This is a genomic window from Rhizobium sp. 32-5/1 (assembly GCF_029537235.1).
Lineage (GTDB): Bacteria > Pseudomonadota > Alphaproteobacteria > Rhizobiales > Rhizobiaceae > Pararhizobium.
In genome coordinates, this window is record NZ_CP120638.1 from 1,592,480 (window position 1) to 1,610,590 (window position 18,111).

10 protein-coding genes and 5 pseudogenes are annotated in these 18,111 nt (G+C 60.0%); 7 read left to right on the forward strand and 8 right to left on the reverse strand.

Features of this window, described 5'->3' with window-relative positions; genetic code table 11:
- Nucleotides 1–267 carry a DUF6460 domain-containing protein gene (locus P6U16_RS08170; protein WP_158475281.1) on the reverse strand — a complete coding sequence of 89 codons (267 nt, stop codon included), beginning with the start codon at nt 265–267 and terminating at the stop codon, nt 1–3.
- Between the two features lie 154 nt (nt 268–421).
- Here P6U16_RS08170 and P6U16_RS08175 point away from each other — a divergent pair, with 154 nt between their 5' ends.
- Nucleotides 422–1,408, forward strand: coding sequence for a methyltransferase domain-containing protein (locus tag P6U16_RS08175; RefSeq protein WP_277703317.1), 987 nt, complete (start codon nt 422–424; stop codon nt 1,406–1,408).
- A gap of 211 nt (nt 1,409–1,619) precedes the next feature.
- Nucleotides 1,620–2,255, forward strand: coding sequence for a YitT family protein (locus P6U16_RS08180; protein WP_277703318.1), 636 nt, complete (start codon nt 1,620–1,622; stop codon nt 2,253–2,255).
- A gap of 166 nt (nt 2,256–2,421) precedes the next feature.
- Here the strand turns inward: P6U16_RS08180 and P6U16_RS08185 are convergent.
- Together P6U16_RS08185 and P6U16_RS08190 are read right to left on the reverse strand one after the other, a co-directional pair.
- A pseudogene (locus P6U16_RS08185) lies at nt 2,422–2,882 on the reverse strand (carboxymuconolactone decarboxylase family protein).
- A gap of 22 nt (nt 2,883–2,904) precedes the next feature.
- Nucleotides 2,905–3,405: an Rrf2 family transcriptional regulator gene (locus P6U16_RS08190; protein ID WP_277703319.1), complete on the reverse strand. Its 501-nt coding sequence runs from the start codon at nt 3,403–3,405 to the stop codon at nt 2,905–2,907.
- Nucleotides 3,406–3,596: 191 nt separating this feature from the next.
- Here P6U16_RS08190 and P6U16_RS08195 point away from each other — a divergent pair.
- The 4 genes and pseudogenes from P6U16_RS08195 (at nt 3,597) to P6U16_RS08210 (ending at nt 8,572) form a co-directional block, all read left to right on the forward strand.
- Nucleotides 3,597–6,121: pseudogene (locus P6U16_RS08195) on the forward strand (ligase-associated DNA damage response DEXH box helicase).
- A gap of 38 nt (nt 6,122–6,159) precedes the next feature.
- Nucleotides 6,160–6,885, forward strand: coding sequence for a ligase-associated DNA damage response endonuclease PdeM (pdeM, locus tag P6U16_RS08200; RefSeq protein ID WP_277703320.1), 726 nt, complete (start codon nt 6,160–6,162; stop codon nt 6,883–6,885).
- A gap of 170 nt (nt 6,886–7,055) precedes the next feature.
- On the forward strand, nt 7,056–7,493 hold the full coding sequence (locus P6U16_RS08205) for a hypothetical protein (RefSeq protein ID WP_277703321.1): 438 nt from the start codon (nt 7,056–7,058) through the stop codon (nt 7,491–7,493).
- Nucleotides 7,490–8,572, forward strand: a complete 1,083-nt coding sequence (locus tag P6U16_RS08210; protein WP_277703322.1) for a hypothetical protein — start codon at nt 7,490–7,492, stop codon at nt 8,570–8,572. The genes P6U16_RS08205 and P6U16_RS08210 overlap by 4 nt, the downstream gene beginning before the upstream one ends.
- 389 nt (nt 8,573–8,961) lie before the next feature.
- On the opposite strand, the pseudogene P6U16_RS08215 reads toward P6U16_RS08210, so the two are convergent.
- The 5 genes and pseudogenes from P6U16_RS08215 to P6U16_RS08235 form a co-directional block, all read right to left on the reverse strand.
- Nucleotides 8,962–9,460, reverse strand: a pseudogene (locus tag P6U16_RS08215) (dihydrofolate reductase family protein).
- Nucleotides 9,461–9,620: 160 nt separating this feature from the next.
- Nucleotides 9,621–9,857, reverse strand: coding sequence for an Lrp/AsnC ligand binding domain-containing protein (locus P6U16_RS08220; RefSeq protein ID WP_277703323.1), 237 nt, complete (start codon nt 9,855–9,857; stop codon nt 9,621–9,623).
- Nucleotides 9,858–9,918: 61 nt separating this feature from the next.
- Nucleotides 9,919–10,713, reverse strand: coding sequence for a TIGR02186 family protein (locus P6U16_RS08225; RefSeq protein WP_277703324.1), 795 nt, complete (start codon nt 10,711–10,713; stop codon nt 9,919–9,921).
- Nucleotides 10,713–11,638, reverse strand: a pseudogene (locus tag P6U16_RS08230) (sulfite exporter TauE/SafE family protein). The gene P6U16_RS08225 and the pseudogene P6U16_RS08230 overlap by 1 nt, the downstream one beginning before the upstream one ends.
- Before the next feature lie 238 nt (nt 11,639–11,876).
- Nucleotides 11,877–15,771, reverse strand: a pseudogene (locus tag P6U16_RS08235) (peptidoglycan-binding protein).
- Nucleotides 15,772–16,154: 383 nt separating this feature from the next.
- Between P6U16_RS08235 and P6U16_RS08240 the strand changes: the two are divergent.
- Complete coding sequence (locus P6U16_RS08240) at nt 16,155–17,951, forward strand: acyl-CoA dehydrogenase C-terminal domain-containing protein (RefSeq protein ID WP_277703325.1); 1,797 nt, start codon at nt 16,155–16,157, stop codon at nt 17,949–17,951.
- Nucleotides 17,952–18,111 lie beyond the last annotated feature (160 nt).

An 18,111-nucleotide genomic window follows, 5' to 3' on the forward strand; every position in this document is an offset into this window, starting at 1 on the left:
TTACCGCCGGTAGCTGATGATGCGCAGGATGATGAACGCTGGAATAACGACGACGGCGCCGATCAGGAGATAATCGCCGACGCGGCCGAGCGCTGCAAAACCCGAATGCCAGAGGTCGAGCACGAAATTGCGGATCGTATAGATGATATCATAGGGCGACCAGCCGAAGGCCGACATGACGAAGCCGACGATGATCGACACCACCAAAAGCTTGATGATCAACCGACCGGGCGTATCCCCCAGAAATCTGTTCACTCCATCGGCCATGGCCAACCTGTCTCCTGTTTCGCCTGACATAAGCTTCTGCGGGCCTTCCCGCAACCCGCCACAATGCCGGTCCATGATGTCCTCACGGAAAATACCGCTTGTCTTTACCATCCCTGCGCGCCAGAAGCGCTGCAACGCCAAAGGCATTCAACCGATGAACCCGCACCAGCTTTCCTCCGGCGACCTGATCGCCGATCGCCGCGCCGAATATGCCCATATGCTTGCCGAAACAGGCGAACATGCGGCAGCCGCCGACCTGATGATGCAGGCGCTAGAGCTGGTGCCCGACTGGGCCGCCGGCTGGTTCCGTCTTGCCGACTATCAGGAAAAATCAGGCGCAACGGAGGCGGCGGTCGTTGCCCTGCGCAAGGTGCTGGTGCTGCAGCCCGGCGACATCTTCGGCGCAAGCCTGAAACTGGCGATTCTCGGGGACACGGCGACGCCGGACCAGCCGTCCAGCCTTTATGTCGAGCGGCTGTTCGATGACTATGCCGATCGTTTCGACAAGGCGCTCGTCGAGCGGCTGGAGTATATCGTGCCACAGACACTGGCCGCTTTGGTCATCGAGCACTGCGGCATCGACCGCTTTTCCCGCGTCGTCGATCTCGGCTGCGGCACCGGTCTTTTCGGCGCGCAGATCCGCGACCGGACGGATGTTCTTGAAGGCTTCGATCTATCGGCCAACATGCTGGCCAAGGCGGAAGAGAAGGCGATCTACGACCATCTCGCACAGGCCGACCTTTCGCTTGGACCTGCGGCATCAGGGGTTTTTGGGAAAGTCTTTGATGATGGCGGCCGAAGATCCACCTCCGCGATGGCAGGTTCACTTTCGCAAGCCCGCGCTGACCTCGTTAGCGCCGCCGACGTTCTGATGTATCTCGGCGCCCTCGACAGCGCCTTTGTCATCGCCCGACAATTGCTCACCCCTGCGGGCATCTTTGCCTTTTCCGTCGAGGATGCAGGAACTGACGGTGATATCGTTCTGCGGCCCTCGCTGCGTTACGCCCATTCGCAACATTATGTCACGGGCTTATGCAGTACCAATGGTCTCGACATCCTCGCCATCCGCCACACGGTTATTCGCAAAGATGGCGGAAAACCTGTCTTCGGCATTCTATTTGTTACGCGCAAATCTCCTTGAACGAACGATTGTTGCGAAGATAAAATAGGTCAGCATTCCTTACATATTATTCTTGCAGGCAGGCGCGAAATGCCCGATAATCCGGCCAGTTCAGACGGAAAGCGCGGCGAAAATGCCATGGGCGCCGGCTGATAATCCAGAATTTCCAGAATCCCTTTCGCGCCGTTTTCGCGCGACATTGTCCCGTTTGTTTTCCGCCGGAGATCGCGCCATGACGCAGCTTATCAATTCCCTTGGTTTCTGGGGCACCAGCGCCACGCGTCATACGCCGATCGAGGATGTGCAGGGGATCTTTTCCGGCAGCCTGGTCGCGGCTCTCGGCCTTTACGTGCTGGCCAGTGCCGGCCTGCTTACCGGCAGCACGGCGGGCGTCGCCTTTCTGCTGCACTATGCGTTCGGCGTGAACTTCGGCCTCGCTTTCTTCCTGCTCAACCTGCCGTTCTTCTACCTCTCCTGGAAGCGCCTCGGCATGGCCTTCACCATCAAGACCTTCATCGCCATTGGCCTGACATCGCTGCTCGCCGATGTGCAGTCGCGCTTTTTCGAGATTTCCAGCATCCATCCGGCCTGGGCGGCGCTTCTCGGCGGCCTGCTGCTCGGCTTCGGCCTGCTTGCGCTCTATCGGCATCGTGCCAGTCTCGGCGGCGTCGGCATTCTCGGCATCTATCTGCAGGAACGCTTCGGCATCCGCGCCGGCCTTGTTCAACTGGCCATCGACATGTGCGTGCTCGCGGTTGCCTTCTTCGTCACCACGCCACCGGTCGTCTTCTATTCCGTCCTCGGCGCCGTCGTGCTCAACCTGTTCGTCGCCATCAACCACCGCGCCGACCGCTACATCGCCCTCTGATTTCTCCCCATCCGACCAAAGCCGTCCTCCACTCCCGGAATGATGGCCGCCGGCTTGCGCGCCACCCGCCTGGCGGACCCCTTTCCAACCGGAAAAGGAACGGGCGGCGCTTCAGCAGTCCCTGTCGTATGAACGGCAGGGACATTGACCTTTTCCGGCGTGCGGTTCAGGCCGCCTTGGCGACCTTGTCGACCGGGTGCTGCGAGCGGAAGCTGACAGCCAGCCGGTTCCAGACGTTGATGGTGCCGATTGCCACCGTGATCTTTGCAATTTCCTCGTTCGAAAAATGCGCCTTCAAGGCCTCGTAGTCCGCATCCGGTGCTCCGGTCTGGGCGATGTTGGTCACGGCATCGACCCAGCCGAGCAAAGCGCGTTCACGCGCGTCATACACCGGGGATTCCGCCAGACGCACATCATGTTGATCCACTGCTCGCTCAGGCCGTCATGACGGGATTCCTTCACGTGCATATCGACGCAATAAGCGCAGCCATTGATCTGCGAGGCCCGCAGCTTGATCAGATGAATGAACCGTCGTTCCAGCCCGGAGTTCTGTACGTATTGTTCGAGTGCGAAGACGGCTTTGACGGCGGCGGGGGAGGTTTTCATCATGTCGAGACGTGGTTGCATGGTTCTTCTCCTTGGTTAGGGCTCAGCGAGCCGTTTTGCGTTCATGGATTTCGAGGAAAGCGCAGCTACGCGCCGCGATCGGGCCATCGTCGATTTCGGCCAGCTGGGTGCCGATGTCGGCAATGGTGGTTTTGGCGAGTTCCGCCCGGTAGACCCGCTCGGCCTTCAGCATCGCGGCAGAAATGTTGCAGGGCTTTGTGAAGAAGCGCGCCGGAGCGGGATTGGGTCCACGCTGGCGGATTTCGTTGCAGCGGAAAGCAGGCGCCGGGCCTTCGACGGCCAGCACGATATCGAGCAGGGTGATCGTTTCAGGAAGCTTTGCCAGCCGGTAACCGCCCTTCGGGCCTGGGACCGTATCGAGAATGCCGGCCCCGGACAGCGCCTGCAGATGCTTCAGCAGGTAGCTGGTCGAGACGCCGTGAAATTCCGCGATTGCGGCTGCAGAAAGTACCCCGCCCCGCGAAAGACCGGACAGCATGGCAACGCTGTGAATGGCCTGCTCCACACCCTCTCCCAGTTTCATCGCCATCTCCTTTTTGGATCGTGGATAATTTATATCCATGATTATTTCTGATGTCAAGCGAGGCTTGCTGGCGAAAGTTTCGGGGCCTGGAGCACAAGACATTCCCGCCTGACGGAGCGACGACTTCTCCGGGGTAATGCGCAGAAAACAGCGCGCTTCTCATCCCCCGCATTTGCACTACATTCCTTCCCGTGAACCGCATCGATTCCCCTCCAACGGCAAGAGACGCCGTGCTGTTGCCGAAGCCTTTCCTGCGCTGGTTCGCAGACAAGGGCTGGCATCCACGCGCGCATCAATTGGAGCTTTTGTCGCGGGTGCAGGGTGGCGAGAGCATGCTTTTGATCGCGCCCACGGGGGCCGGCAAGACGCTCGCCGGCTTCCTCCCGTCGCTGGTTTCGCTCACCGAGCGCGGCAAGCTCAAGCCGGGCTCCGCTTTTACCGGCATCCACACGCTCTACATTTCGCCTCTCAAGGCGCTGGCCGTCGATATCGAGCGCAACCTGATGAAGCCGGTCGGCGACATGGGCCTGCCGATCCGCATCGAAAACCGTACCGGCGACACGCCCTCCTCCAAGCGCCAGCGCCAGAAGCTCAATCCGCCCGATATTCTGCTCACGACGCCCGAACAGGTGGCGCTGCTGATTGCCAATGGCGAAGCGGAGCGTTTTTCAAGGACCTGAAATATGTCGTGCTGGACGAGCTGCATTCGCTCGTCACCTCCAAGCGCGGGCACCTGCTCTCTCTTGGCCTCTCACGTCTGCGCAGGCTTGCCCCGGCATGCAGACGATCGGCCTGTCGGCCACCGTCGCCGACCCCATGGACCTGCAGCGCTGGCTTGTGCCCCAGGCGCCGGACGAGAACAATCATGCCGGGCTGATCACGGTGAGCGGCGGTGCAAAGCCGGATATCTCGATCCTGAAGACGGAGGAGCGCGTTCCCTGGGCCGGCCATTCGGCACGCTATGCGATCCCGGACATCTATGCCGCCATCAAGGAGAAGCAGACGACGCTGCTCTTCGTCAACACGCGCAGCCAGGCCGAACGGTTGTTTCAGGACCTCTGGACGATCAACGACGACAGCCTGCCGATCGCGCTGCATCACGGCTCGCTCGATGTCGGTCAACGGCGGCGGGTCGAGGCGGCAATGGCCGAGAACAAGTTGCGTGCCGTTGTTGCCACCTCGACGCTCGATCTCGGCATCGACTGGGGCGACGTCGACATGGTCATCCATGTCGGGGCGCCGAAGGGGCAAGCCGCCTTGCCCAGCGCATCGGCCGCGCCAACCACCGGATGGACGAGCCGAGCCGCGCCATTCTGGTTCCCGCCAACCGCTTCGAGGTGATGGAATGCCAGGCCGCCCTCGACGCCAATTATCTCGGCGCACAGGATACACCGCCGGTCGGCAAAGGCGCGCTCGACGTACTCGCCCAGCATGTGCTCGGCATGGCCTGTGCCGAGCCGTTCGATCCCCTTGTGCTTTACGACGAAATCACCAGCGCCAGTCCCTATGCCCACCTGACCTGGGAAAGCTTCGAACGGATCGTCGATTTCGTGGCGACCGGCGGTTATGCGCTACGCTCCTACGAACGCTACGCCAAGATCCGCAAGACGGCGGACGGCACATGGCGCGTGTCCAATCCGCAGATTGCCCAGCAATACCGGCTGAACGTCGGCACGATCATCGAAGCGCCGATGCTGAATGTTCGCATGGTGAAGCATAATACCAAAGGCAGTGTCGGACGTGGGGGCATGTCGCTCGGCAAGGTCGAGGAATATTTCCTCGAAATGTTGTCGCCCGGTGATACCTTCCTGTTTTCGGGCAAAGTGCTGCGCTTCGAGGGCATCCGGGAAAATGAGTGCCTGGTCAGCCAGGGCTACAAGCTCGACCCCAAGGTGCCGTCCTACAATGGCGGCAAGTTTCCGCTGTCCACCTACCTCGCCGAACAGGTGCGCAAGATGCTGGCAGACCCGGCGCAGCACGCTGCACTGCCGGAACAGGTGCGCGACTGGCTGTCGCTGCAGCGGGAGATGTCGATGTTGCCCAAGGAAGACGAATTGCTGATCGAAACGTTTCCGCGCGGCAGCCGGCATTTCATGGTCATCTATGCCTTCGAAGGCCGGTTGGCGCACCAGACGCTTGGCATGCTGCTGACCCGCCGGCTCGACCGCATGGGGCTGAAGCCGCTCGGCTTCGTCGCCACCGATTATGCGCTGGCGATCTGGGCGCTGGACGATATGGGCGTGGCCTTTTCGCGCGCAAAACCGTCGCTTGCCGATCTGTTCGACGAGGACATGCTGGGGGATGATCTGGAGGCCTGGCTGAACGAAAGCTTCCTTCTGAAACGCACATTCCGCAATTGCGCCGTGATTGCCGGCCTGATCGACCTGCGGCATCCGGGCAAGGAAAAAACGGGCGGCAGGTCACGGTTTCGGCGGACCTGATCTACGATGTGCTGCGCAGCCACGAGCCGGATCATATCCTCATGGAAGCCACCCGCAATGATGCGGCAACAGGGCTTTTGGATATTCAGCGGCTTGGCGATATGCTGGCCCGAATCAAGGGTCACATCATCCACCGTCCGTTGGAGCGGATTTCGCCGCTGGCCGTTCCGGTCATGCTGGAAATCGGCAAAGAGCCGGTCGCGGGACAAGCACAGGACTTTCTGCTGGCAGAGGCTGCCGACGACCTGCTTTCGGAGGCGATGGCTGAGCGTTGAAGATTGCGGCGGCAAGACGAAGAGACACAAGAGATCAGATGAACCGCGTAGCGCTCTCCATGTCCGTCCTGCCGGACAATCCGGCCTTTTCCGCCCGCATAATGATCCATGACGTCGCCGCCATCTGCGATCCGCTCGGCGCGCTCTATTTGCCAGATCATGACGTGCTTGTCGTCTCCGACCTGCATCTGGAAAAAGGCTCGGCCTTTGCCCGCCGCGGCATGATGCTGCCGCCTTATGACACTTTGGCGACGCTGAAAATCCTCGAAGCCGTCATCGCCCGGCATAACCCAAAAACCGTGATCAGCCTTGGCGATAATTTCCACGATAGGGTCGGCTCGACCTATATGCCGGAGCACTTCCGGCTGATGATCGAGGCCATGGCGCGCGGCCGGGAATGGATCTGGATCAACGGCAACCACGATCCTGATGGCACGACCCGCCTGCCCGGTGCTGCGATGGACGAGTTGCGTCATGCCGGCCTGACCTTCCGCCATGAACCGTCGTCCGGCAGCGCCAAGGGCGAAGTCGCCGGCCACCTGCATCCTTCCGCCACCGTCATCCGCCGCGAAAAGAAGATCCGCCGGGCGTGTTTTGCCACCGACAGCCACCGCCTCGTCATGCCCGCCTTCGGCGTCACCACCGGTGGCCTCGACCTGCGCCACAAGGCCATGACCGGCCTCTTCGACCGCCAGAGCCTGATCGCCCATATGCTGGGACGGGATAGGATCTATTCAGTGCGGTTTGCGAACTTGCTGGGGTAAAGCCTGTAGGCTATTGCTAAAATTCGAAATGCTACTAGAATTTTACTAAACCCGTGAAATCTAAAATTATTCAGCAAAATTTTGCCGTTAGCCCCACCCGCGAAGTTTGTTTTGACCTTGATTGACGACTCATACGTAATTACAAAGCTAAAGAGCGACCCTTAACCGCTTTGAAAATAAAGGACTTACAGAAAATTTTGCGAAAATTAATTAGCGGCATTATCGCGAATATCACTCCGCGTCGTGAAAAATTCGTGGGTCACATCGACTTCGTAACAGACATCGAAATCCGCGGATGGGCTTGCAATAAGCTGGATTTGAGCCGACCCGTTTACGTTGAGGTGTTGATTGATGGCGAAGTCATTGCAAATCTGCCGGCAGACCAATATCGCGACGATCTAAAGCTTTCAGGCATCGGTACCGGTCATCACGGCTTTTCGTTCACTCTACAGAAGCCTGCGAGAGCCGGGGTAGCGCTCTCTGCGCGCGCCAAGGGCACGTTTTTCCCCTGTTCGATGACACACCCGAATGGTATCGAGCCCGTGCATCGCTCTGCAATTCACTTTCTCGTGGAATTCCTTCTCTGCAGGTCGGTGCTTCGTCGATGAAAGCCGGGCCACAGGACGAAATGGTGGCTTCAGAAATGCAGGCGCTGTGGCGCGAAGCGCACAGCCAGATATCGGCCAGCGACCTCAACACCCCGGAGAACATGTGGACTGAACTGGTAGAGTTCGGCCACGGTGATTTGATTGAATTACTTAAGAGCAATGACGCGGCGGCCCTTGCTCGCTACTGTGTAGACGTGCAGAAAAAGGATTTGTCTCACGGCCTCATGCAAGGCCGCGTCGCTTTCACCGATTTTACGACGACCTCCGCCGACGGTCTCCAGCACGCATTAATTCCCTTTCAGGACGCCCTTGTGTCGCTTGCCGTCTTCTTAGGGCTCGTTCGTGAAGAATGCCCGGAGCAAGGGCCGCTCGGCGAAATCGTGCGCTTGCCGCAGGAAATCCTGCGCGCGAAGATTGAGGCTCATCTCGGCCATTCCATGCTGGTCCCGCAGATTTTCGATGGACTCTATGGGCTCTCATTCAACGACGGCATTCTTCATGCGCGTGATATTCAAGGTCTCTATCTGGCGATCCGCGCGATTGGTGCGAGTGGCGTCGAGCATCCGGCTCTTTGCGAGATCGGCGGTGGATTTGGTCGTGCGGCCTATTTCGCCATGATGCGCGGCGCTCGGAATTATACAATAGTCGACGTTCCAACAGTTGCATTCATGCAATATTTCTCGCTCCGCCGCAGTCTGCCGGAAACCCGCGTCACGTTGACGACAGCGCAGAAACCGCCTGTCGATGAGCCGGGCATAGATATCGTTCTCGCCAACGAATTCGCAGCGTATCAAAGGCGATTTGATCTGGTACTAAACTGCGATTCGTTTCCCGAAATGGGCGAAACCATTTGCGGTGATTACTTGCGAGCGATCCCCGCGAAGGCGCCGCTTCTTTTCAGCGTCAATCAGGAAGCAAACGAGCCATTGGCGACCGGTTTCGGCGCAGTCCAATGTATCGTCTCGGAATTGGCCCTGTCACAAGGTTACCGCCGACAACAAAGGTCGCGCTGCTGGGTAAGGCGAGGCTATATCGATGAAGTCTTTGCGATCCCCAACGCCAGCACCATGGTCATCTAATCTCCATTGTTAAACAGATGATGGGAATGGTGTCTATCTATTACGCAAATATTCAAGATACTTTCCCAACAAGCTTGAAATGCGCCACCAATAAAGAGCCGCGCCTCCAATCCCCATAACAGATATTATAACGAGGAATACAATATAGCTGCGTTGAACAAACTGAAGAAAAATACCAGCGCACCACCAAAACAGCCGATGATTGCTCCTTCGGCAATGGTCTCAAACAATTTCCGGTCGTAGCGCCTGGCGGTCTTGACGTTTCGTACGCCACCAAATCCAACCATATTGGCTTGAAGTGCGCGCTCGATCTCTTATTCATCATATCTAATTTAGGCGTCGGCCTGCGTTCCATAGCGAATAATAACTCCGCAGTTCGTCAGCGGGTGTTACTCCGGCAGCTTCAGCGGCACCTGTACCGGCATTGGCTTGAACAGCGGAGTACCGGCACCGAGTGCCATGAGCGCGACGCAGACCATGATCTCGTCGATCAGGCCGGCTTCCGGAAACAGGGAGGCCACTAGCTCGGCGCTGCCGAAAATGTGGATATTCTTCTCGCTCGTCTGTTTCAATTGCCGTATTTCTGCGACGATGTTCGTGGCAACGCGGCTGTTGTTCCAGCCGGCCTTGTGCATCGTCCGTGACGCGACGATCTTGGGCAGGGCATTCATGTAAGCCTTGACCTCGCCTTCATCCTCGGTTGTCGTCCAGTAGGCCGCCATGCTGCCCTCTTAGGTATGCGACCGAAGATCCGCATTCCTGCCGAATTCCTTGCTCAGCGCCTCGAGTTCAGACCCTCAAACTTTGCCGTGAAACGACAAGTCCCATTTTTCGGCCCCTCGAACAAACGTCGAGTGACATCAGATTGGAGACGATGATCTTCCCTATGCCATTTTCCTTCTCAAAACGATTGCTTCGTATAGCTTCGGAACACCGACGACTGCGTAGTACAAGCAGATTTCTACAAGTCATAATCTCCGGGCGCGCCGCACATTGGCGTGCTCCGTTCAGAGATGATGCAGATACAGGAGCCGGGACGACACCGCCGTCAAAACGCGTTGAACGTCAGCGTCGTCAGCGACCGGTTGATGCCCGGCACAGTCGCGATGTTGTCGTTGATGAACTTGCCGATGTCCTGGTCTTCACTTAGGTAGATCTTGAGCATCAGGTCGTAGTCGCCGCTGGTCGAATACATTTCCGAGACGATTTCCTTGCGATAGATTTCGTCTGCAACCTCATAGGTCTTGCCCGGCGCGCATTGCAGCTGGACGAAAATCGGCTTCATGGCAAATCCTCTCGGCAGGTATCAGTCTTGTTGCCTGTCTTAAAGCGCTCGGCGCCGGACCTCAATCCCTGCGGAACACCACGCTGGCGAGCCAGCCGGTGATAACGGCCAGCAATACGGCGAGGATGCCGTAGAGAAACGGCGATTCATGCGCGGCCCGCGTGATCGCCTGCTCGATGCCGGTCTTGACGACGCGCAAGGGCAGCGCCTTGGCGGCAACGAACATGCCATCACGGAACAGGTAGGCGCGGACCACATGCACGCCGTTCGGCACATCGGCGGGCAGGCGCACCGAAGCCTTGAAAAGGCTGGAGCTGATGAACTGGACGCCGCCCGGGTCGCGCTGGTAGACGCCGGAATTTTCGCGCGCCCGGCGGAAGGCGTCGCGGAATTCGGTCAGATTGCTGCCATCGCCGATATAGCCAGTTGGCGTCAGTCGCATATGATCGACGCCGATGCTCATATTATTCATGTCGCCGGGTGGGGCGATCGTTTCGATATCCCGCGTGCTCGACAGCGAATAGGATTCCGGCACGAGTTCGAAGGTCATCGATTTCGTGTTGATCCAGATGCCGAAGACGCGCTCCTTCTTACGCACTGTCGCATTGTCCTTCGGCCCTTCGAGCGCCACGACAATGTTGTATTTTCCCTGGGCCAGCAGATTCTGGTCGAACCCGTCAATGGCTCCGAAAATCGTCAGATCCGCCCCGCGGAAATCCGAAGTGATGGCAATTTCATCGGTCGATATGCCGATATCGAGCTTTTCGGTGAAATCACCGGGCTCGCCGAGTACTGGAGCCGCAAGGAGGCCTGCGACGCAGAACAGAAGGGAAGCGATGACGGTTCGCGTGCGCATCAGAAGCCGAGCCCCGCGGAAACGACCGTATAGATTTCCTTCGGCGGAATGACGAGTTCGACGGCGAGGCGCAGGCCCACGGCAAGCACAAGCAGCGCCAGAAGCGCGCGCAGCTGCTCGCCGCGCAACCTCTGCCCGACGCGCACCCCGTATTGCGCACCAATCACGCCGGCAATCATCAACACGAAGGCGAGCACGATATCGACGGAATAGCTGGTGCTGGCCTGGACGATGACAGTGTAGGCCGACACGAAGATGATCTGGAACAGCGATGTTCCGACGACCACATTGGTGGGGATGCGCAGGAGATAGATCATCGCCGGCACCATGATGAAGCCGCCGCCGACGCCCATGACCGATGTCAGGATGCCGATGCCGAAACCAAGGGCAACGACCGGGATGACGCTGAGATAAATCTTCGACTTCTTGAAGCGCATCTTCAGCGGCAGGCGATGCACCCAATTGTGCTGACCGGGCTTGCGAAGCGCGAGCGTTTGGTTTTCGAAGCTTTGCGCAACGCCGATATGCTTTCGATCAGCATCAGCGTTCCGACCGTGCCAAGCAGGAGCACGTACATCAGCGAAATGACCAGATCGAGCTGGCCGATGCGCCGCAGGAAGGAGAAGATCCAGACGCCGACCGTGGCGCCGGCCAAGCCGCCGCAAAGCAGCACGGTGCCGAGCTTGATATCGATCGTGCCGCGCCGGAAATGGGTGATGGCGCCTGATATCGACGAGGCCACGACCTGGTTAGCGCCGGTGGCAACGGCAACGACAGGCGGGATATTGTAGAAGATCAAAAGCGGCGTAATCAGGAAGCCACCGCCGACACCGAACATGCCGGAGAGGAAGCCGACAGCCGCGCCCATGCCGAGGATGATGAAAATGTTCACCGACAACTCTGCAATGGGCAGGTACACCGTCACGGCCAGACCTCGATATGCCAATAGCCCGCAAAGCGGGCAGAAACGTTCAAAGTGGCAAGTGATTCACCACGGGGGAAATGAAATGGAGCGGTGATGAAAACCACTCAAAATTGCGGGTTCAAAGCCACTCCGTCATGCGCCTACACACCCGGCCTGTCAATCTTTTCAGCCCCATGCATAGCGCCTTCAATACCTTCAGTCCGGCTGGTCCGCGGCATATTTATGACCGCGGATGCCGTTATTGCGAATTTCGCTTCAGAAGCTCCTTGACGAGCGCATCAGTGATCTCGCCCGTCGGCTCTTCACCGATCGATTTCTGGAAGGCTTTGATCGCCGAAACCGTCTTCTTGCCCAGCTCACCATCCGGCTTGCCGGCATCGAAACCGTTGTTGTTGAGGATCGCCTGAATGTTGCGGACCGCCTTCTTCATATCGACCGAAGCAGTCTTCACGCCCTTGCCGACCCAGCTGTCGGGCACTTCCGCTGCATTGGCCTTGCCATCCAGCGGCAGCACCTTCCAGGCCTCGAACTTCGCCTTGGCGCTCGTCAGCTGCTCGGGCCGCATGGCCGCTGCAACTTCGTCGCGCTTCTGGCCGGCATCGGTATCACCGTCGCGGGCTGCGATCGCAAACCACTTGTAGGATTCTTCCAGATCCTGCTTCACGCCATTGCCGCGGGCATAGAGGATCGCCAGATTGAACTGGCTGTCACGCACGCCAAGATCGGCAGCCTTGGCAAACCACTTGCCGGCAGCGGCAAAATCCGGGGGCCTTCGCCACCGCTGGCCAGCAGCACGGCGAGATTGTGCATCGCGCTGGCATTGCCCTTTTCCGCGGCTTTTTCATAAAGGCCTTTCGCCTTTGTCAGGTCACGAGTTACGCCCGTTCCCTTTTCATAGAGGCTTGCGAGACGATACTCCGCGGGCGCGATGCCGGCATCGGCAGCCTTCTGGTACCACTTGGCGGCTTCCGCCAAATCGGCCTTGACGCCACGACCTTCCGTATAGACCGCACCGATTTCGAAGAAGGCGAGCGGGTCCCCCTTCTTGGCGGCTTCGGCCAGGGCCACTGGCGTCACTTCGGCTGGAACAACGATATCGCCCTGCGGCTGGGCAACTGGCGCGAAACCTTCAGGTGCCACATCCTTAGGCTCCTCGAAGCCGGCGGTCAGATCGCTGGACGTGCTCTCCGGGGCGAGCATTGTCGTGTTGCCGGTATCGTCCGCCGGCACAGTCGGAACACTCTGCGCACCGGCCTGCGTGTCGCCCGGGACCGTTTCGGCCTCGGATTTCTCCAGTTCGGGCTGCGTCACGACATCCGCCGGCACGGCGTCCTTGGCTTCCGGCTGCAGGCTGCTGAGCGGCGCAACATCGCCATCGGCGGCTGGCGCTGCAATCTCGACGTCCTTGCTTGGGGCAACCTCACCATCGACCGGCTGCTCGATGGCGGCAACGGGCGCAGCGTCCGGTGCTTTCCCGTCGATCAGCGTCGCGACAAGCGGATAGGACATGATGGCGAGCAGCACGGCACCAACGGCCATCAGGATTGGCCGACGGTGGCGCGCAAAGGCGCCGCCGATATTGCCGCTCGTTGCACGAACCGACGAGCGATTGATCGTATCGACTTCGTCTGCGGCCAGTTGTGCGGCACGGCGCGCGGCGGCGATGAAGTCCGCCTTCTCGGCGTCGCTGGACGGAGCAGTCTGGGCGCGGCCGTTCTGGCCGGCGCGGACGCGTTCGAGGATCTTCTTGACATCAGGCACGCCGGAACCTGGCTCCAGCAACTGATTGGCCATATCCGGTGCCATAGCATCGACCGGGTCGATGGACGGCGTGGGCTCGACCGCCTGGCGCGGAGCGGTGGCAGCAACCTTGCTGCCCTTGCCCGAAAAGCGCTTGGCAAGGCCTGCGATCAGGCCGGTCTTGACAGCTGGGGCCGTTGAGCGGCTTTCCGGTTGATATGGTTCGACAATATCCGCCGTGGCCGCCACTGCTTCGGCGACGTCGGCGCGCGAAGGCGCAGCGCGGTCTGCATCGCTTGACGGCGACCGCATCTCGCGTTTCGTCTCTTCGTAATGGCTATCGAAATCGGCTCCGGCGAAAGGATCATCTTCAGCCTCGAAGACCGGCTGCGCAGCTTTCGGCATCGCGGGACGGTTGTCGCGGAACTCGCGCTTGCCGAAAGCCGGCTCAGGCTCCAGTTGCGCATAGGCCTGCGAGACAGGTTCGCGCTCTTCGAGACGTTCCAGTTTTTCAGCGATATGGACAAGCGTTTCATGCAGGGCTTCGAAGGTGCGCGCGGTGCGCTCCTCGCTCGAACGGCTGAGGTTTTCGAGAACCTTGAGGTCTTCGGACAGGGCCGACATGGCTGCCATATCGGCACCGCCGGCAGCCGAATGCCCGGCGCCATTCTTCGAATAGGCATCCATCACGGCTTCGGCAGCCTGGCGAGCAGCCTCGATGATGTATTCGTCGCTGGTTGCCAGATAGTCTTCGAGCGCGCTCATGCGGCCTTCGAATTCGGCCGGAACGGCAGCTCCCGCATAGTCGCGTGGTTGACTGACAAGGCTTGATAGATTGGCTATCTGCGCTTCGAGACTGCGCAAGACCTCGCCGTCGTCATAGGGCGCGGCCTGCGTTTCCTCGAGGCGAAGCGCGATGTCGGCGAGCCGGCCTTCCAGCCGGGCGAACTGCTGCTCGCCGATCTGCGACGTGGCCGGCGTCATGTCCAGTTGATCGATCCGGCGTGCGAGATCGTCGAGACGCTCGGCCAGCGCGTCGTTGACGCTCCCTGGTCGAGGGCGTCGATCTTGGCGGAAATGTCGGCGAGATAGTCCGTGAGATCAGGCTGTGGGGCACTCTTCTGCGAACGCTCCAGCATTGCCGAAAGCTGATCGAGACGCTCCTCAAGACGAACGGCCGCTTCCTCGCTGGCCAGTTCCTCGACGCGGGCGGTCAGCGCCTCGATACGGGCAGCAAGACCGCCATCGACGGGACGCGACAAGGTATCGATCTGGCGCGACAGGTCGGCAAGCCGGCCTTCGACGCGGGCATTGCCGGCTGCGTCAACCGGTGTTGCCGTGCGGCCGCTGGCAACGATGGCGCGGCTGATTTCGTCGAGACGGGCGTCCAGATCCGAAAACTGCGAGGCAAGGCGGCGATCGTCCGGCTGCATATGGCGGCCGAGCATTTCGATCGCCTGGGCGACGGAGATCAGCTTGTCTTCCAGCGCATGAATGGCCGGCGCACTGTCGATGCCACCGATCTGGGATTTGAGTTCATCGAGCCGATAGGCCAGCGCCACGAGTTCGTCGTCGCGGCTCGAATCGAAAATGTTCAGGCGATCCTCGACGCCGGTCCAGCGCTCTTCCATGCGGCGCACGCTGTCTTCGCGGGCAAGGCCGTCAATCATGGCGCGCAGTTCGTCGAATTCGACGCGCAGGGCATCGGCCTGTGCCGGCGAGGCCTGACGGCCGAGCTGGTTGATGCTGTCGGCAAGCTTCTGCAGGTCGCCGCGCATGTCTTCAGCCAGCGTGTGGTCCTGTGCGGCATCCACCGTGATGCCGCGGATTTCGGCCCGCAGGGCGTTCATTTCGCGGGACAGGCCATCGGCTATGTCCTTCTTCAGTTCCTGCCGCAGACCGAGGAGCGCATTGGCGATTTCCGCCATGGCAGGGTCCGGACGGTTGGCCTCCGCCCTGACGGATGCCGGCTGCGACTGGCCCCGCATTGGCTCAGGCGCAAACCGCTTTTCCTCATAGGCCCGCGCGTCCTGATAGGAACGTGCATCGCGCCGTGGCAGCGGTTCCTGGCGGACAGGGCTCTCCTGGCGGTAGACCGGCTCCTGACGGGGAATTGTTTCCTGGCGCGGTGAGACGCGCTCGCGAATGGCGATGCGGTCGCGGCCGGCGCTGAGCGAGCGCTGGCGCTGCATGATCTCTGAAATCGGATCCGGACGCTGCGCCACTTCACGCTCCATCGGATGCTGTCGCGGGTCCCTTGTCGCAACGCCGCCCATCAGCCCTTCGATACGCGCCTCGAGCCCCTCGATCGTGCGATTCAACGCATCGAGCGACGACCGGTCCCCGTAGGACGGGACGCCGAGGCGTGGAGGATTTGATCGCGATCCGTTCATCGTATTCTTCGCCTCGTTTAACGGCCTGGATCGGAGGTGTTGCAAACGAGGGGAAATCTGGTCCAGCTCGTCGCTTCCGCTACCGACTCGGACAAAACTGCAAAAAACGCGAAGACAGGACTGGTTGCAGCATTGACCATCTCAACGCCTACCTTTCACGAAACGTGGTAAATAAGCCGTTAACCAGACTGAAAATTTTTTAACGATTTGCGCGCATGCTGTGTTTCGGGAGAAATCATGCGGCATTTTTGCGCAGACGGCAGATCAAGCGGCAAAGTTTGCCGATCTGCAAACTTTGACGTTTACGCAAACGTCAAAGTTTTGTAGCATGTTGAAAATGACGTGGTGAATCCAAAAACGGTTTGCAGGCGAGGACACGACACATGCCAATCTACAAGGCTCCGGTAGACGATACGCTTTTCATCCTGAACGACGTGCTCGGCATCGAGCGCTACAACAACCTGCCCGGCTTTGCCGATGCGACGCCCGACATGATCGAGGCGATCGTCGGTGAGGCCGCCAAGCTTGCCGAAGAGGTTCTGTTCCCGGTCAATCTTTCCGGCGACCAGGAAGGCTGCAAGCGCAATGACGATGCGACCGTGACGACGCCGAAGGGCTACAAGCAAGCCTTCGACCAGTATCGTGAGGGCGGTTGGCTCGGGCTTTCGGTGCCGGAAGAATTCGGCGGCCAGGGCCTGCCCTATACGCTTCACACCGCGATCGGCGAATATATGTCGTCCGCCAATATGGCGCTGACCATGTATCCGGGCCTGACCCAGGGCGCCATTGCCGCGATCCTGGTGCACGGCACCGACGAGCAGAAGGCGACCTACCTGCCGAAGATGGTCTCCGGCGAGTGGACCGGCACGATGAACCTGACGGAACCGCATTGCGGCACCGACCTCGGCCTGCTGCGGACCAAGGCCGTGCCGCAGGGCGACGGCTCCTACAAGCTGTCCGGCCAGAAGATCTTCATTTCCGCCGGCGAACACGACATGTCGGACAATATCATCCATCTGGTCATCGCCCGCATCGAGGGCGCACCGGAAGGCACCAAAGGCATCTCGCTGTTTATCGTGCCGAAGTTCCACGTCGAGGCCGACGGCTCCGTTGGGGCGCGCAATCCGGTGTCCTGTGGTGCGATCGAGCACAAGATGGGCATTCACGGCAATTCGACCTGCGTCATGAACTATGACGAGGCGATCGGCTATCTCATCGGTGCGGAGAACAAGGGCCTGAACGCCATGTTCGTGATGATGAACGAGGCCCGCCTCGGCGTCGGCCTGCAGGGTCTGTCGATTTCGGAAGTGGCCTACCAGAACGCCGCCAATTATGCCCGCGAGCGCATCCAGGGTCGCTCGCTGTCGGGTGCCAAGGCGCCGGACAAGAAGGCCGATCCGATCATCGTGCATCCGGACGTGCGCCGCACGCTGATGACCATCAAGGCCTTCAACGAGGCCGGCCGCGCCTTCACGCTTTGGACGGCGCTCAAATCCGACATCGCGCATCGCGGCGACAACGACAATGACCGCCAGACCGCAGATGACATTCTCGGCCTGATGACGCCGATCCTGAAAGGTGTCCTGACCGACAAGGGCTTCGACCACGCCGTCATGGCCCAGCAGATGTATGGCGGCCACGGCTATATCGAAGAGCATGGCATGAGCCAGTATGTCCGCGATGCCCGCATCGCGATGATCTACGAAGGTGCCAACGGTGTCCAGGCACTCGATCTCGTCGGCCGCAAGCTGGCGCTGAACGGCGGCCGGGCGATCACCGCGCTGTTCAAGGAAATCGGCGATTTCTGCGAGGAAAACCGCTCGGACGAGAAGCTCGTCGTCTACACCAAGGGCCTGAAGAAGGGCTTGAACGACCTGCAGGCGGCGACCATGTGGTTCATGGGCAATGCAATGGCCAAGCCCGACAATGCCGGTGCCGGCTCCACCGACTACATGCACCTCTTCGGCCTCGTCGTTCTCGGCTACATGTGGGCGAAGATCGCCAAGACCGCCGAAGAGAAGCTTGCCGAAGGCGACACGGCGCGCGAGGACTACCTGAAGAACAAGCTGATCACGGCAAAGTTCTATATGGAGCGCATCATGCCGGAAACGGCGCTGCGCCGCACGCGCATCGAAGCCGGCGCCGACACCACAATGGCACTGGATGCTGCGGCGTTCTGATTGAGCTTGCCTCTTCTCCCCAGCGGGGAGAAGGTGGCCCGAAGGGCCGGATGAGGGGGCGCCGGAGGCGCGCCTTTTGGCCCCGGCCCTGCCGGAGCCTCCTCATCGCCTCGCGTTGCTCGGCACTTCTCCCCACTGGGGAGAAGAGGAAACCAATAAT

Coding starts and splice junctions, on each gene's coding strand:
- P6U16_RS08170 (WP_158475281.1), bottom strand. CDS start 267: ATGGCCGATGGAGTGAACAGATTTCTGGGGGATACGCCCGGTCGGTTG.
- P6U16_RS08175 (WP_277703317.1), top strand. CDS start 422: ATGAACCCGCACCAGCTTTCCTCCGGCGACCTGATCGCCGATCGCCGC.
- P6U16_RS08180 (WP_277703318.1), top strand. CDS start 1,620: ATGACGCAGCTTATCAATTCCCTTGGTTTCTGGGGCACCAGCGCCACG.
- P6U16_RS08190 (WP_277703319.1), bottom strand. CDS start 3,405: ATGAAACTGGGAGAGGGTGTGGAGCAGGCCATTCACAGCGTTGCCATG.
- pdeM (WP_277703320.1), top strand. CDS start 6,160: ATGAACCGCGTAGCGCTCTCCATGTCCGTCCTGCCGGACAATCCGGCC.
- P6U16_RS08210 (WP_277703322.1), top strand. CDS start 7,490: ATGAAAGCCGGGCCACAGGACGAAATGGTGGCTTCAGAAATGCAGGCG.
- P6U16_RS08220 (WP_277703323.1), bottom strand. CDS start 9,857: ATGAAGCCGATTTTCGTCCAGCTGCAATGCGCGCCGGGCAAGACCTAT.
- P6U16_RS08225 (WP_277703324.1), bottom strand. CDS start 10,713: ATGCGCACGCGAACCGTCATCGCTTCCCTTCTGTTCTGCGTCGCAGGC.
- P6U16_RS08240 (WP_277703325.1), top strand. CDS start 16,155: ATGCCAATCTACAAGGCTCCGGTAGACGATACGCTTTTCATCCTGAAC.